Origin of the sequence: Tolypothrix sp. PCC 7601 (assembly GCF_025677855.1) — a bacterium.
In the GTDB taxonomy this organism is placed as follows: Bacteria; Cyanobacteriota; Cyanobacteriia; order Cyanobacteriales; family Nostocaceae; genus Aulosira; species Aulosira diplosiphon.
Genome location: NZ_CP064879.1, coordinates 7,659,084 through 7,674,578, shown reverse-complemented (window position 1 = coordinate 7,674,578; position 15,495 = coordinate 7,659,084). Strand labels below are relative to the sequence as shown.

Annotated in this window: 13 protein-coding genes; 5 read left to right on the top strand and 8 right to left on the bottom strand. The window is 40.2% G+C overall.

The features are described 5' to 3' along the window. Positions 1–175: 175 nt before the first annotated feature. Both HG267_RS31095 and HG267_RS31090 read right to left on the bottom strand, forming a co-directional pair. Positions 176–1,489 (bottom strand): hypothetical protein, encoded by a 1,314-nt coding sequence (locus tag HG267_RS31095; protein WP_045870799.1) that lies wholly within the window; start codon positions 1,487–1,489, stop codon positions 176–178. Positions 1,490–1,981: 492 nt separating this feature from the next. Then, the gene (locus HG267_RS31090) at positions 1,982–2,479 is read right to left on the bottom strand and encodes a hypothetical protein (RefSeq protein ID WP_045870798.1); all 498 of its coding nucleotides are present in this window, start codon (positions 2,477–2,479) and stop codon (positions 1,982–1,984) included. 473 nt (positions 2,480–2,952) lie between these two features. Between HG267_RS31090 and HG267_RS31085 the strand changes: the two genes are divergently transcribed. Then, complete coding sequence (locus HG267_RS31085; RefSeq protein ID WP_045870797.1) at positions 2,953–4,206, top strand: glycoside hydrolase family 10 protein; 1,254 nt, start codon at positions 2,953–2,955, stop codon at positions 4,204–4,206. A 101-nt stretch (positions 4,207–4,307) separates the two neighbouring features. Here the strand turns inward: HG267_RS31085 and HG267_RS31080 are convergent, their stop codons facing one another. The 3 genes from HG267_RS31080 to HG267_RS31070 form a co-directional block, all read right to left on the bottom strand. After that, positions 4,308–4,499 carry a DUF6887 family protein gene (locus HG267_RS31080; RefSeq protein WP_045870796.1) on the bottom strand — a complete coding sequence of 64 codons (192 nt, stop codon included), beginning with the start codon at positions 4,497–4,499 and terminating at the stop codon, positions 4,308–4,310. Then, positions 4,496–4,672: a DUF6888 family protein gene (locus HG267_RS31075; RefSeq protein ID WP_168160981.1), complete on the bottom strand. Its 177-nt coding sequence runs from the start codon at positions 4,670–4,672 to the stop codon at positions 4,496–4,498. Before HG267_RS31075 ends, HG267_RS31080 begins: the two co-directional genes overlap by 4 nt. Positions 4,673–4,739: 67 nt before the next feature. Next, entirely contained in the window at positions 4,740–6,236 is a 1,497-nt protein-coding gene (locus HG267_RS31070; protein WP_045870975.1) for a site-2 protease family protein, read from the bottom strand. Between the two features lie 188 nt (positions 6,237–6,424). Here HG267_RS31070 and HG267_RS31065 point away from each other — a divergent pair, with 188 nt between their 5' ends. Next, on the top strand, positions 6,425–7,204 hold the full coding sequence (locus HG267_RS31065; protein ID WP_045870795.1) for an MBL fold metallo-hydrolase: 780 nt from the start codon (positions 6,425–6,427) through the stop codon (positions 7,202–7,204). Here HG267_RS31065 and HG267_RS31060 read toward each other — a convergent pair. Further along, complete coding sequence (locus tag HG267_RS31060) at positions 7,197–8,456, bottom strand: glycosyltransferase family 4 protein (RefSeq protein WP_045870794.1); 1,260 nt, start codon at positions 8,454–8,456, stop codon at positions 7,197–7,199. The genes HG267_RS31065 and HG267_RS31060 overlap by 8 nt on opposite strands. A gap of 244 nt (positions 8,457–8,700) precedes the next feature. Further along, complete coding sequence (locus tag HG267_RS31055; protein WP_045870793.1) at positions 8,701–9,561, bottom strand: phosphate/phosphite/phosphonate ABC transporter substrate-binding protein; 861 nt, start codon at positions 9,559–9,561, stop codon at positions 8,701–8,703. 196 nt (positions 9,562–9,757) lie between these two features. Between HG267_RS31055 and HG267_RS31050 the strand changes: the two genes are divergently transcribed. Continuing rightward, positions 9,758–10,669 carry a DUF3365 domain-containing protein gene (locus HG267_RS31050; RefSeq protein ID WP_045870792.1) on the top strand — a complete coding sequence of 304 codons (912 nt, stop codon included), beginning with the start codon at positions 9,758–9,760 and terminating at the stop codon, positions 10,667–10,669. A gap of 19 nt (positions 10,670–10,688) precedes the next feature. Here the strand turns inward: HG267_RS31050 and HG267_RS31045 are convergent, their stop codons facing one another. Beyond that, positions 10,689–12,074 (bottom strand): serine/threonine-protein kinase, encoded by a 1,386-nt coding sequence (locus HG267_RS31045; protein ID WP_045870791.1) that lies wholly within the window; start codon positions 12,072–12,074, stop codon positions 10,689–10,691. Between the two features lie 1,354 nt (positions 12,075–13,428). Between HG267_RS31045 and HG267_RS31040 the strand changes: the two genes are divergently transcribed. Continuing rightward, the gene (locus tag HG267_RS31040; protein WP_168160980.1) at positions 13,429–14,166 is read left to right on the top strand and encodes a hypothetical protein; all 738 of its coding nucleotides are present in this window, start codon (positions 13,429–13,431) and stop codon (positions 14,164–14,166) included. Between the two features lie 275 nt (positions 14,167–14,441). Next, positions 14,442–15,209: a DUF1350 family protein gene (locus HG267_RS31035; protein ID WP_045870789.1), complete on the top strand. Its 768-nt coding sequence runs from the start codon at positions 14,442–14,444 to the stop codon at positions 15,207–15,209. Positions 15,210–15,495 lie beyond the last annotated feature (286 nt).

Genomic DNA, 15,495 nt, shown 5'->3' with positions numbered 1-15,495 from the left:
AATTATTGCGCCCTTACTTAATTTGCCAAGAGTCAAGAGTCAACGGTCAAAGGTTAAAAGTTATTTCTTCCTTTCACCCATTCCCCCTTCCCCATTCCCCATTCCCCCTTCCCCATTCCCCATTCCCCCTTCCCCATTCCCCATTCCCCCTTCCCCATTCCCCATTCCCCATTCCTCACTTAGCACCACTATTCAACCTATTCCAACCATTCACCACCAGCACCAAGTTTTGTGGTAATTTATTTTGTGAAATATCGCTATATCTCACTGTTCCCTCTCGGCTAGTCAGGGTAAAGGTAATATAATCAGCCGCACCTTGAGCTACTGGATAACTCAAATTTTTAAATTCACTAAATTTTGCGCTTTCTAATAATCTGAGAAATTGTTTTACCTGTTGGGTAGAAACGCGGCGAACGCTACGTTCCGAATCATTAGCATCACCAATTCTGACTCGAATCAAGCTACCGTCATTGAGTAGAACAGTTTCATAAGTTCTCCCAGTAAAGCCACCGCTAGAAATTTGCCGAAATACAACATTCTGATCTAAAGGTGGTGGTAACTCACTTGCAGGAATTGGAACTGCGCCGCCTGTATTGTTATTAGAAATAGGACTATTCCGCAGCCGATTCCAAGCTTTGATTACATTCCGTAAATTTTTTGGTAATTGGTCTTGAGAAATATTGTTGTACTTGACGGTTCCTTCTTGGCTGCTGAGAGTGTAAGTAATGTAATCAGCTGCACCAATAGGCGCTGGATAACTTAAATTTTTGAATTCACTAAATTTTGCAGTTGTTAGTAATTGTTGGAACTGTTGTACTCTGACAAGAGAAACGCGGCGTACTTTCCGTTCCGAATCGTTAGCATCGCCAACTCTCACTTGAATCAAGCTACCATCATTGAGTAAAACAGTTTCATAAGTTCTCCCAGCAATACCACCACTAGAAATTTGTCGAAATACAACATTTTGCTCTAAACGTGGCGGTAATTCATTATCAGGAATAGTTACTGGTTGAAGGATACCAGTATTACCATTTCCTCCAGCAATTTGGCTGGCTTTTTCATTAAATCTAACTACGGAACCTACTTGATTAGTGTGATAAACCCATTTTCTTTGGTTATTAGATACGACAACTCGCCAACCTGGAACTAAAGCTTGAGTACAGATTTCATCAGGTTGAGGTAGTTCTAAGCAACCATTACGCCAAGTCCGTTGGCTCGATTCCACAACTTCTAGTTTTTGGCTTGAAACTACACCCCTCCGGGATAAATCTTGTAGCACCGCATTCACTACTGAACGTGGTAAGCTGTTTGGTCTAGCATTGCCTTTAATAGCTTCCTTTGTGGTTGCTGCTGACAAATTAACAGCCGCCGCACTACTAGTTTTAATGAATGTTAACCCGCTACCTACAGATAAAATTCCTGTTAAAACTAAGGCAGTGAAAATCCGTGCTTGATTTGCGGTACGAGACGCACCCAAAATATTTTTCATACTAAAGTAATAATTAGTTATTAGTAGAATAATTTTTAGCGAGCAGTCTCATTAAAATTCATGAGACTGATCACTAGTCTGCAACTATAGGATTCCTAGTTGATTTTTGCAATCCCTTTAGTCTGGACATTGGCACTGTATCTAGATTTTTGTGGGTATTACTCACCCTAAACTATTTGAAATTAAACAAGCGTCTATCTTCTGAAGCAGATGTGAAGATAGACGCTGATAAGTTTATTATTTGTTCCTGAATTTTTACAGCAAGATTTTTACCAGGTCAACCCAACCCAAATTTATGTAGTTCAGCTGAGCGGCCTTAGCAATATCATACACTCAGCTTTACTAGATATGAAATTTAAAATTATCAAGAGCATTAAGCACTGAATAGTTGCTGATTGTCTGGCGTATTCAATTGAATATGAACAGTTGCCCAGTCGTGGAGATTATTGATATAGACTGAGATGGAAATTGACATTGCGGGGAAAAAATGCATTAAGCACTGAGAGCAGTTTGCTCGACAAGTTGGCTGTTAGGCATATCAAATCTAATGGTACTAGCTGCCCAATCTTTTAAATCAGGTGCTAGCCATACTAGTTTCCGGAGGATTTCATCATTTACCCATAAAACTAAGGGGCAATGAAATTGTTTGCGGAACTCATCTCGCATGAGATTTGTACTCACGATGAGTTCATTAATATCTACTACAGATTCTAAACCGCGTACCATTAAAACATCAGGTTGGGCAACACCCAGTGTAGTTGAAATAGTGGTATACAGTGTCTCTGCCCCAGGCGGGAGGATGATCTCTTGGATCTGCACTGAGGAGAATTCTGTTAATAGATTTAGTACTTGTTGTTGTCTATTAGCTGAATTACAAGATGCCAAAATTAATGAAAAAGCACCAGCAGAAACCATCATGGCTCTTGCAAGCCTTTTGGTGGCCGCAATGGTATTTCCCATACCATCTTGTGAATTACTGAAGCTACCCATTAGTAAACCCTGCCTTTGGTCTTTAAAAGTATTAAAAGTACCTTAGCCATTTCAGTTTAAATTGTTGATCAACTTAAGAGCCAAGGTATTTCTGGGTAAAAATTGATAACAATTTATTTGATGACCTATAGTAATCCTACGCAAGATTATCAATTAGAGTATGCAGTGCATGACCCCACATTTACGAAAAAATAATGCGGTCATAGGTATTATAAGTAACAACAAGTAGTAGTGCCGAATATAGAAAAGTGTGGTGTATAAACGCTGGAAAGTCTGTGCCGCAAGGGATTAGGGGCATGAGGGGGCTGAGGAGATTGAGGTACAGAATAGAGCAGGGAACTAAAAGGAAACCAGTAATACAAAAGAACTAGTAACAAATAACAAAATAACAAATAACAAATAATAAATAACAAAAGAGCAACATCTATCCAGGTATTCTAGTCATGGTTTATGTTATGAGTTGCCTGTAACAAATGTTCAAAAAACTGGGAAAGTGGGTAGTGAATATTGGTAAATGGAATATTTGGCATCAGAGAAAACAGGCATTATTTGCCATGATAGTTACCCTCAGCATGGTAGCTACAATGATGCTGTCGTTCCCCTTAAATGCTCAAAATCCGCCAGTGCGATCGCTCGCTACGGAATTAAGAGGTGTATGGTTAACCAATATTGACAGTGATGTGCTATTTGAGCGCGATCGCCTAAAAAAATCTTTACAACGGTTGAGCGAATTAAATTTTAATACCGTATACCCAACAGTTTGGAATTGGGGGTATACATTATATCCCAGTAAAGTCGCCGCCAAAGCAACTGGGCGATCGCTCGACCCCACACCAGGCTTACAAGGGCGAGATATGCTCAAAGAAGTTGTAGAAGAAGGGCATAAACAAGGTTTAACAGTTATTCCCTGGTTTGAATTTGGCTTTATGGCTCCTGCTGATTCTCAATTAGCCAAACTTCATCCCCAATGGCTCACGAATCGCAGTAACGGTACGCGCATTGTCAAAGAAGGGACTCATGACCGAGTTTGGCTGAGTCCTTTTCGACCAGACGTACAGCAATTTATGCAAGATTTAATAGTTGAAATCGTTAAAAATTACAATATCGACGGCATTCAATTTGATGACCACTTTGGTTTGCCCTCAGAATTAGGCTACGATCCTTACACAGTAGCGCTCTATAGAAAAGAACATGGCGGACGTGCGCCTTCTAAGGACTTTAAAGATCCAGAGTGGGTGGCTTGGAGAGCGAATAAAATTACCGACTATATGAAACGGGTATTTACAGCCATAAAAGCAGCTAAAAAAGACTGTATAGTATCCGTCGCGCCTAATCCCCAACGTTTTTCTTATGATTTCTTTTTAGCAGACTGGCAGAAATGGGAACGCCTGGGATTGGTAGAAGATTTAGTCTTACAAATCTACCGTGACGACTTGAGTGTTTTTATTAGCGAATTAGAATACCCCGAAGTCAAAGCCGCACGCAGCCATATTCCCGTGAGTATTGGCATTTTATCTGGGCTAAAAGGCAGATCTATACCCATGCAACAGATTCAAACCCAAGTACAAAAAGTACGCGATCGCAATTTTGCCGGGGTATCATTCTTTTTCTATGAAACTCTTTGGAACATGAGTAAAGAAAAACCTTTAGACCGCCAAACCAGCTTCGGACAAATTTTCCCAACACGCACAGGATACCCGAATCTGTTAACAGGCTGGAAACCTTAGAGTTAATTTTCCTAACATTAAGCTCATCCCATACCCTTATAAGGGTATGGGATTTTATGTTGACTGTTGACGGTTAACAGTCATCAGTCAACAGTTAACGGTTAACTAGCTTGCTGTCCAAACCGTCTTTGTAATTCCGCTTCTGCTTCCTCAATTGTCATTGGCACATGATTTGAAGATTGGGCACGCCTCCTGTCGATGTAAACATGAAATGCTTCATCATCGTTGCGATGTTCCAAAATATAAACCCTTAACTGCTCTAGAGGCATTTGTTGAAAGTTAGGTTCTGTCATAACCAAAGAATTTCTCCGGTTGGTGTTACCTCAGCTTCTATGGAATTATCTGCCAAGATATATACATTTCTGGTACGTTCGTCCAATCTCACCAGGTCTATTCTTTTATAAACCCTAGTAAGTTGAGCGCACACCCGAATTGCGGATATTGCTTGTTTGGGTGTAGGCTCCATACACTTCCTTGATTATCTGTAGATTAACACCTCTTTACCTGAGTTTAGTGCCATTCGACTCAGTGTACTATCCTATGCCTAAACGCCCAGCCAAAGCGGGGGTTAAGGGCAAGAGGGTGCTAATCATCAAAAAGAGTGCTAAAAGACCTAAACCGGCTCTGGCATCATCAGGTTCGCTAATTTCATTCAGGCTGGGGCGTTCTAAATCCCGTTGTAAGAACAGAATTAAAATTGCCCAGTACATCGCTAAAGGATTAGCCAAGGATACTATACCCAGCAAAATTAAGGTTGCCAAGCTAGCTCTACCTGCGGTTTTGCGTCCATAAATTGCTTGCACTATGCGTCCGCCATCTAATTGTCCGGCTGGCATTAAGTTTAAAGCGGTGATCACTAACCCCAGCCAACCAATCACTACCAAAGGATGCACATCTACCAAAGGTGACTGTAAAGCCGAACCGAGGACAACTCGCGCCAAGCTACCTACTAAAATTGAGCCTTGGAAAAACTGATTTGGCACTTGGAATAAACTGCCTTGGTGAGATAGCAATAAACCAGCAATCAGCATTAACAAAGAAACAATTCCGCCAGCCGCAGGCCCTGCTAAGGAAATATCAAATAGTACCGTGCGGTTGGGTAATAAGGACTCAAACCGCGTAATCGCTCCAAAAGAGCCAATTTGCACAGCCGGGAGAAAGAAAGGCCAGCTAAGACGCACATTGTAACGTTGCGCCATTACCCAGTGACCAATTTCATGGGCTACCAAAATTGTTAATAGACCGATACCGATAGGTAAGGTTTCTGGTAGGCGTTGTAGTTGTCCAAATAAGTCAAAATTCAGCAGTATTCCCGCCGCTTCTAAACTAGTAGCAACTGTAGCCAGGAATAAGATGACAGCAAAAGACTTTTGCGCCAACGTCGTGGGACGCGGATCATTACGGCTAGGCAAAACGATCACCACAGGCCTGCCATCGGTATTCTCTACCAAAAATAAACGATAGCGATCGCCTATTCTTTCTTGCAAACTTTTACTCAGGCGATTGTGAACTTCCTGCGCTTCTCCCCGCAAATTACCTTTAAAAATTGCTCCTTCCTGGTAGGCGATGGTTTCTGTGGCAAAAAATGTGTCAATCCCAAAAATGCCCTTAATGGCGTTTAAATCATCTTCGGGAATTGTGAGTAGTTCAACTTTCAGTTCCGCAACACCTGCGGGAGGCTGGGAATTTTCTGTGGTATTGACTTCCGATGAAGCCTCAGCCGCCAGCCTTTGATTTGCCTTTTGTTTGAGTAGAGCATCTTGTCCAGCTGCGCGCAACTGCTTCCCTAAATAGATATACAATCCAGCAGAAGCCACCACCAAGAACAATATACCCACTATGTTGATGTATATTCCTGCTGCAAACAAACCAAAAAACAACAGCCACGGAGCCATCAACACCACCGACTGTAACCAGGCAAAGATTCCCAGTTTACCAAAAGGTCTGGCGCGATAAAAGCCCCAACCTAAGATGGCGAAAGCTACCAGCACAATTGTCGCAACGATAGAAGTTTCCGATAAAGTAAACATCTCCAAACCTTTGCTTTTGAGACCGAGCTGAGTAACAGTCCGGTATTGCAGATACATTAATTAATCTATAACGCCGCCTGTTCCCGGAGTAAGGGATAAATGCAGTTTCTTTCTTTTTCCCTACTCCCAGTTCCCCTGCTACTTCCGAAACCCCCTGATAATAAAATCAGGTGTTATCTCTCTATGCTATGTATTTAACTTGGTTGGACAACAATAGTTGGCTGATTGAAATCGCAGGTAAAAGCATCCTACTTGACCCCTGGCTAGTTGGTTCCTTAACTTTCGGTAATGTAGATTGGTTTTTTAAAGGCTCTCTATCTCAACAACGCCCAATACCAGAAAATATTGACCTGATTCTACTTTCTCAGGGTTTGCCAGATCATGCTCATCCGCCTACACTCCAGCAGCTTGACCGCAAAATTCCCGTTGTGGCTTCGCCTAGTGCAGCTAAAGTAGTGCAGGGTTTGGGTTACAGCTTTGTAACGGTCTTAACTCACGGTGAAGCCTTTACATTAAATCATCAAGTAGAAATTAAAGCTGTTCCTGGCTCGGTTGTGGGGCCGAATGCAGTCGAAAATGGTTATCTCCTCAAGGAGTTGGAAAGTGGTTTTACCCTGTATTATGAGCCACATGGTACTCATTCCCCCCAATTAAAACAGGCTGCACCAGTAGATGTGATCATTACGCCGATTGTTGACTTAACACTACCTTTAGTGGGGCCCATTATCAAAGGGACAAACGGTGCTTTAGAAGTAGCCAAGTGGTTACAACCGCAGGTAATGCTACCTACAGCCGCAGGCAAAAATGTCATCTTTGAAGGCTTGATACCTAAATTTCTTCAAGCTGTCGGCAGTGTGGCAGAATTTCGTTCGTTACTCACCAAGAACAATCTCACCACACAAGTAATTGAAGCATTACCAGGCGATCGCATTCAATTGCAATTACACAAACGCACTGTAGCTATTTAACTTTTTTGCCAAATCCACTGGGAAGTTTTGCGGCTTTCACAGTGGTTTTATTCGCCACATCCTTAATCATTTGAATATGCTTCGGGAGTAAATCAGCCAAATCGTAACGTTCGAGTACGTTTTTGCGGGCATTTGCTCGAATTTGCGCCATTTTATTTGGATGATCTAATACTTCATCAATGCGGTCAGCTATTTTTTGTGGTGAGAAGAAATCAACTAGCAAACCGTTTTTCCCATCTTTGATAATTTCCGTCACAGGCCCGGTATCAGAACCTAAAACTAAGCATCCTGTGGACATCGCCTCAATCATTGACCAAGAAAGTACAAACGGTCTGGTTAAATAAACATGGACAGATGATGCTTGAATCACTTGTAAATATTGGGCATAAGGCAAAGCGCCTGTAAAGTGAACCCGTGATAAATCTAGGGGTACTTTTTTCAACATCAGCTCTTTGTAAGTCATACCATCCGGTAAAGCTTTGCCATAGCAAACTCTATCTGAGCCAACAATTACCACATGGCAATTCGGTCTTCGTTCCTGAACATAGGCAATAGTTTCCATAAACTGCGGAAAACCGCGATATGGTTCCATCCCCCGTCCTACATAGGTGACAATTTCATCAACACCTGAGAGGTCAAGATTAGGTAGTACCAATTTAGCGTTGGGGTTGGGTTTAAAAAATTCTGTATCTACTCCATCATGGAGTACAGAAATTTTGCTGTGAAATTCTGGGGGAAACTGGGATCTTTGCCAATAGGTTGGTGACAATCCGCGATCGCAAGTATATAAGTCAATTAATATCGGTGAATTTTTTACCCGAATTCGCGCTACATCATCAACGCTGAGTGGCTCTGTGGGGTCAAAATCTGCATCTGAGCCATGAGCATGGTAAAACCACTCAAAATAACAGATGAGTGGTGTATCGGGAAACGCATCCTTCATAAATAAAGTCGGCCCCCAGCCAGAATGACCGCAAATTACATCCGGTACAAAATCTTGTGCTTTGAGTTGTTCCGCCAGTTTATATACGGCTTGTCCATGCAAAACAGCATTCTCTAGAGATTGCACATAATGATGAGTTGTAGGATGAGCATTGCGGTTGGGTTCAAAAACCGCCTTATGGATACCCGGTAGAGTCACATCTCGATTTTTTGTCCCAAAGACAACTGTATTTTTGGGGTCTTTAGCGAGAGTTAGCGCTATATGGCGGTACTGCGCCGGAAAGTTGTTATGGAGAAAGAGAAATCGCATTTTGGGAATGGGGACTGGGGAATGGGGAATGGGGAACTCGGGGCCCCCTCTGGGGATAAGGGGTAATGGGGACTGGGGACTGGGGACTGGGGACTGGGGACTGGGGACTGGGGAACTCGGGGCCCCCACGACCGCAGGGAGTGGGGATTAGGGGTAATGGGGACTGGAGATAAATAACTTTTGACCCTTGACCTTTGACCAATGACAAATGACAAATGACAAATGACCAATAACCAATGACAAACTAACTAATAATTAGCCGTACAGGTTTGTTTTGGAGTTGGGGAGTAATCAATTTGACTCGTTCAACTACAGAAATCATGTACTCGTAATCTGGGATTTTGCCATTGGGGACATACCCAACTTCTTGCGCTAATACTGAAGGAAACTCGCTCATGGCTTTGCGGATGTATTCTTGGCGGTTGCGTTCCACATTGGGGCCAATCAAAACTACACCAGGTGGTACGTAATGCGGGTCTGTGTAGAGTACGCGAAAATCAGTTTGTTGTAATTGTGATTTATAGAGATTAAATTCCGCAATTGAAAGCGCACCAGCTGTAGCCTTACCTATAGCTACCCATTCCATGACGGTTTGGGGTGTAGGTGCAGAAACTACCTCAGCCAGTATCAATCCATAAAGATTAAATAGGGGGAAATAATATCCTGTGGCTGAACCCTGCTGACCTAAAGCTACTGTTTGACCTTGTAGCTGTTTCAACTCAGTGATGGGGCTATCTTTGCGAACGATAAAAATCGAGCGCAAATTACTCACACCGACTAAAGGAAATAATGGCAAGTATTGATAACGTGCGATCGCAATTGCTGCTAACCCTGGTGGTGCAAATACTAAAGACCATGCACGGGATTCCAATCGCTCAATAGCTTTATTTTCATTAAAAGCAGGCTCTAGCTTAACGTGTGATTTGGTTTTTTCAGCTAAGTAGCGATTAAATTTTGCGAATTGGTTAATTATTTCTTCACCGCCACCGTAGCTAATACTACCTACTGTTAATGAACCAGAAGGCTGCTGTTTTGATTGACATCCTTTGACTGCCAAAAACAGCATTTCTAACAGAAAAATTCGACGATATAATTTACCAGACATTACTAATTTTGTTTATCAAGAAGTATTTTGATTTTTGGCTAAATTGCTCTATATTTAGCCATATACTACTTTAAATTAATATTTGTTTACTTTTGAAGTATCTGTTATAAACCAGTTATAAGTAAATTTAGAAGTAAGAATTAGCGACTTTTTCTTTAGGTGCTAATCTGTAAAATTTTGTATAGAAACAATAATTATGCTTGACAAAATTAAAAACTTAAAAATCGGTACTAAGTTTAATTTGCTGTTGATTATCGTTTTTATCATTAGCATTGTAGTCAGTGGCACTGCATTATCAAGTGTACTGCAGCGGAGAGCGCAGAACGAAGTGACTGATAAGGCACTAATTCTCATTAAAACTATGACTTCAGTGAGAAAATACACACAGGATCGTGTTAATCCCTTACTAGCGCCTCGCCTGGAGACTGAACCAGTATTTATCTCAGAAACAATTCCAGCTTTTTCAGCAACGGAAGTATTTGAAAATTTGCGTAAAAATGAAGAATATAAAAATTTCCTTTATAAAGAAGCTACTCTGAACCCTACTAATTTACGCGATAAAGCCGATCCTTTTGAAGCTCAAATTGTGGAGCGATTCCGTAACAATCCTAAACTACAAGAAATTTCAGATTTTCGAGAGTTTCCTGAAGGGACAGTATTTTATATTGCGCGGCCTTTAGCTGTAAGCCAACAAACTTGTCTGCGATGCCATTCTACTCCCGATCAAGCTCCTAAAAGCCAATTGGCTACTTATGGTTCGACTAATGGTTTTAACTGGAAACTGAATGAGATTGTAGCTGCTCAAATTATTTCCGTCCCTTCAGAAGAGGTTTTTAATAATGCTCAAAAAACTTGGGTTTTGCTGATGGGGCTATTAATTGTTATCTTTGCTGTGGTTATTGTGCTCATCAACTTTTTAATCAAAAAAACTGTAATTGAGCGGATTAGAAGAATAGAAAGAATCGCTCAAAAAGTCAGTACAGGTGACATGGAATCTAATTTTAATGAAGATTATAAAGATGAAATTGGTGGATTAGCAGCAGCTTTTAACCGCATGAAATATAGTTTAAAAATAGCTATGGATATGCTAAATCAACAAGGACAGTAACCAAGTAAATTGTTCAAAATTAACAAAATAAACGCTGCTGGAATTCCAACGATTTTTTACTGTCGGGAATTTGTGCAGATAAAAGATTTACCAGTTCTAAAGGTGTAATATTTGGCGAAGATTTTATCGCTTTCTGCACAAGAAAAGAACCCATTGGCCCAATTAAATTTACTAATTCTTGCTCGCATTTACGGACAAAACTATCGCTAATGGTTGGTGTGGAGGTCTGAGGTGAATTCTTCGGCTGAGATTGAGATTTATTAGTAGTTTGTCTCAGAATTAATCGAGACTTCTCTTCAAATTCAGTTTTCTGCTCTCCCGCAAGATGCTGGGTTAAATTATCAATTACTTCTTGGTAGCTATTTGCTGATGCAGCGATTTTCCTTAATAAAGTTGGTGCGAGAGGCCCAACAAGCCCCAATAGCATATCTTCTAGATGCTTGTGCTGTTCGGGAGTCAGAACTGAAGCTGTTGGCTGCTCAAATGTATTTTGTGTATTTTGTGATGAGAAAATTTGCGGTAGCTGAATCGCAGATAACGGCGGTTGCGTGAATTGATTTTCAATCTCTGTATCACTATTAATCTCGAGATTGCGTAACGCTTCTAAAACCTCGGCAGCAGATTGATAGCGTTCTTTAAAATGGTATAACACCATCTTAGATAACACGGTTGCTAAACCAGGGCTGACGTTAGCTTGATTTTCCCAAAGAATTTCTCCAGTGTTGGGATCTTCCTGAAGTTGTCTCGGATGCGAGCCAGTCAAAGCTTGAATACCAATAATTCCCAAAGAATAAATATCACTATTAGGACGGGGTTTACCTTGTCCCTGTTCTGTAGCCATATATCCAGGGGTACCAATGGCAATTGTAGTTTCTACATGTCCTGTAATTGCTGTTCGTAATTGAGTTTGAATTTGCTTAACTGCGCCAAAGTCAATTAATACTAATTTAGAATCAGTTTGCCGTCTGATAATATTATCCGGCTTGATATCTCGATGAATAACTTGGTGCCCATGAACAAAATCTAAGATACTCAAGATTTGTTGCAGAAGTTGAACAACTTGCTCTTCTGTCCAACGTCTACCAGGTAGCAGTTCTGCTTTCAAAGAATATCCCTCAATGAATTCTTGCACCAAAAAGAACTCTTGATTTTCTTCAAAGTAAGCTAAAAGCCGAGGTATTTGGTCATGATAACCCAGTTTTTCCAGGGTTTCTGCTTCGCTGGTAAATAACCGTCTGGCGGTGGTGAGGAATTCCGGATTTTGGGTAAAAGGTTTCAAATGCTTGACAACGCACCTGGGTGAACCTGGCCGATGAGTGTCTTGTGCAATATAAGTTTGACCGAATCCTCCTCCTCCGAGAACTTGGAGGACTTGATAGCGTCCGTCTAGTAAATTTCCTAACATAGTATGACTTGTCTAAGTCCTCACCTTAATCTTGACATAAGTACCACCTTAGGCAGCTCCTATTGAGCAAGAAGCCCCAGACTTGTATCGCTACTAAGTCAGTCAACAATCAAAATGCCAATTTTGTGGGCTTTTAACCTTTTTTAGTTAGTTTTGTGATTTGTTTGCAATGGTGATAGTTACGCAAAGTAGAAAAAACTATTCAATCACAAAACTGCTAAAGTCGGCTGTACATAGCTTTTTGCTTGCTGTTTACTTGTACTAGCCTTTTTTTGAGTTTTCCCATGACGCGCATCCATACTATGACCACAGACAAACACAAGCTGCCAGATGCAACGTCCATCTCCATCATGGTAACCTCAAAAATTTTAGAGTGCGATCGCGTATTTTCTGCAAATGCATCACTTTCAATCTGATTTTGTGCTGGATATATGAAAATACTCAGTTAGGTTAATAAATATTATCTTATCTTGTAAATACAATCAATTATTAGCTTATTCACTAAAATCAATATTAGTTCGCGCTGCAAATGAACTAAATTGCCAGTACCATGAAGTGTAGTTATTTTCTTTCCAGAAGAATATTGAAAAGTTGTGATATCTCATTAATAATTATAATTATGGTCTATATAAGCTCAGATATTGTCTGGAATTTTAGCTAAAAATTAATTGATTGATTATCTAGAACCAGACTTTTGCAATGTTTTTCTTAAGTAATGCATCTAATTATTAATTCATAAATCTTATAAAAATATTGCTGTATTAAATTTTCTGAGTAATGACTGGGGTCTCTCTACAATACCTAAAAAATAATTCTGATTTTACTAATTTTTGATAGCTGAAAAGCTAGCTTTACCCTATCCACTCTTAAAAATTAAATTTATTTATCTGCGACCTCTATCAATAAAGGGGTTTATTTAGAACTAAGCATTGCTCCTCGGCAATCCGCTAGTTACAATGGTAAAGAACAGCTACATAGGAATATCTTTAAGGGAAAAATACTCACTATGATTGCAAATGCTTGGAGGTTGAAGTAATCACAACACTGAGCAGTATTCTTGATGGCAACTGAAGAAGCTGGTTTACCAAATACTATTAAACTTTAACCAATTATCTGAAAAAAAGAGTATCTTATTGTACAAAAATCAATTACTAGTATAAGTTTTCGTAAATAAAGCTACAATTTTCAATATGCATAAGCCGCGATATATGACAATTTTTACTTTTGCGTTTTGACTGCACAGTGTTACTAGTTTGATACCAAAATATTTCTGATATTGGTTAACCAAACGCTTCTATAATTAGCATTCTAGAAATTAGCTTGCTATATTGTACTAAATAACTATTCTGGTGAGGTGGGGAAAGCTGTGCGGGATGATTTACAAGGGTTGGAGATTAGTCCGAGAGATCTACAAAACCTGACTAATCTGCCTGTTAAAGATGAACTCATAAATATCATTAATCCTCTGGGACGCTTTGCCAAGCAAGTTATAGAAAAAATTAAAGGCACCGAAGGCGCAACTGTAGTTTTTATTAGTTTTTCTATTTTGGTTGGTTGCTATCTAATATTCGATTTTATTATTAGATTATTTGACCTATGGCTGACAGCACCTTCTTGGTTAGTGTTTATTGTCTTGGGTTTTTGGGCAGGAGGAATTACACAATTAGTTTTATATCTTGTGTGGAAAAGACGAGCTAAGTTCCTCAAAGCAAATATGACAAATTCTTTGCGGATTCTCTTAAATGATGTTGATAGATACAATGCCATTATTAAAGCTATAGATATTAATGACCAAATAGAAGATGCTGGTAATCCAGAGGTAACCATTTATCAACGACATAGAGTTATTGAAGCTTTAAAACTCACCAAGTCTGATTTAGTACGTGCGCTCAAAACAGAAAAGATTTTGAGAGAAAATAAAAATTTTATTCTCAAAAATAGCGAGCTTTTTGTAAATAATTTAGCCACTTTAACAGCCATGCAAGTAAATGAACAAGCTACTGAACATGGAAGATTACTCAATGAAGCGTTGCAAATTGCTTTAGATGTGCAACACGAAATGAAAAGGTTACAAAATCAGTCGGAAGGTTAATAAGGTTTGGTAATTGGTAATTGGTAATTGGTAATTGGTAATTGGTAATTGGTAATGGGAATTTCTCTCCTTGTCTCCTTTATCCCCCAGTCCCCAGTCCCCATTACCCCTTATCCCCAGAGGGGGCCCCGAGTTCCCTAGTCCCCAGTCCCCAGTCCCCAGTCCCCAATCCCCAGTCTCCAGTCTCCAGTCCCCAGCTTTTTTAACCAAACGCACCATAGCGGCGATTCCCGTTTTAACATAAAGATGTGTTAAGTAAGCGATCGCCTATCGGCATGGACTGGAAAGAAATTCAAGGTAACTGGGTACTCGTCCCCCGCAATCCCATCGGTATCATCCATTTCCTCGGAGGTGCATTTGTCGCTACTGCACCTCATTTAACTTACCGTTGGGTACTAGAACAACTGGCAGAAAAAGGGTATGTTGTCATTGCTACACCTTTTGTTAATACTTTAGATCATATTGCGATCGCAAATTCTGTACTGCTCAACTTTGAACGAGCCTTAGAACGTCTTCGCGATTCTTCATCTTTACGCAAGCTGTATCTTCCTATCTATGGAATTGGACACAGCATGGGCTGCAAACTCCACTTGTTAATTGGTAGCGTTTTGGGTGCCGAACGTGCAGGTAACATTCTGATATCTTTTAATAATTACGCTGCTAAAGATGCGATTCCTTTAGTGGAACAATTGAATTCTGCTTTAGCAATTGAGTTTACCCCCACTCCTCTAGAAACAAATAAGCTGGTGCAAGAACGCTACAATGTGCGTCGCAACTTACTGATAAAATTTAGTAATGACACCCTTGACCAATCAGCAGTATTAAGCAAAATATTACAAGAACGCTTTGTGGAGATGGTAACGGTACAAACCTTGCCAGGAACTCATACTACACCCTTAGGCCAAGATTTGAAATGGCAAACAGGAGCATCTTTCACGCCTTTGGATGCTCTAGGGCAATGGTTTAAGCAAGAAGCATACCGTGATTTGAATCAACTCAAAAATGCTATGCTTTTGTGGCTAAATCCTCTTTCGCCGCCATAATCTTTTATGGCTGTTAAAAGAGAATGAACCCTAACTTTATGAATTATTGAGTGCTGTTAGGGGTCTGAGTCAATACAGTTCGGTTAAGGGGAAAAGGGAAAAAGGATTGAATTCACCCTTACCCTTTTCCCAGTTCCTGATTACAAAAATTATTTAGGAATTATATACAACTCATATTTAATTTTTGAAATCAACTCTATGTCCTTTTTGCTTATTACCTTTCTGTGCAAGTGATTTGAGCAACCATACATAATTGCTATAGCAATTACTAACTAGTGCTTCTTGC

Excerpts from the sequence above, each read along its gene's own strand:
- HG267_RS31060 (WP_045870794.1), bottom strand. The coding sequence starts at position 8,456 with ATGCGATTTCTCTTTCTCCATAACAACTTTCCGGCGCAGTACCGCCAT.
- HG267_RS31035 (WP_045870789.1), top strand. The coding sequence starts at position 14,442 with ATGGACTGGAAAGAAATTCAAGGTAACTGGGTACTCGTCCCCCGCAAT.
- HG267_RS31045 (WP_045870791.1), bottom strand. The coding sequence starts at position 12,074 with ATGTTAGGAAATTTACTAGACGGACGCTATCAAGTCCTCCAAGTTCTC.
- HG267_RS31050 (WP_045870792.1), top strand. The coding sequence starts at position 9,758 with ATGCTTGACAAAATTAAAAACTTAAAAATCGGTACTAAGTTTAATTTG.
- HG267_RS31065 (WP_045870795.1), top strand. The coding sequence starts at position 6,425 with ATGTATTTAACTTGGTTGGACAACAATAGTTGGCTGATTGAAATCGCA.
- HG267_RS31085 (WP_045870797.1), top strand. The coding sequence starts at position 2,953 with ATGTTCAAAAAACTGGGAAAGTGGGTAGTGAATATTGGTAAATGGAAT.
- HG267_RS31090 (WP_045870798.1), bottom strand. The coding sequence starts at position 2,479 with ATGGGTAGCTTCAGTAATTCACAAGATGGTATGGGAAATACCATTGCG.
- HG267_RS31070 (WP_045870975.1), bottom strand. The coding sequence starts at position 6,236 with ATGTTTACTTTATCGGAAACTTCTATCGTTGCGACAATTGTGCTGGTA.
- HG267_RS31075 (WP_168160981.1), bottom strand. The coding sequence starts at position 4,672 with ATGGAGCCTACACCCAAACAAGCAATATCCGCAATTCGGGTGTGCGCT.
- HG267_RS31095 (WP_045870799.1), bottom strand. The coding sequence starts at position 1,489 with ATGAAAAATATTTTGGGTGCGTCTCGTACCGCAAATCAAGCACGGATT.
- HG267_RS31080 (WP_045870796.1), bottom strand. The coding sequence starts at position 4,499 with ATGACAGAACCTAACTTTCAACAAATGCCTCTAGAGCAGTTAAGGGTT.
- HG267_RS31055 (WP_045870793.1), bottom strand. The coding sequence starts at position 9,561 with ATGTCTGGTAAATTATATCGTCGAATTTTTCTGTTAGAAATGCTGTTT.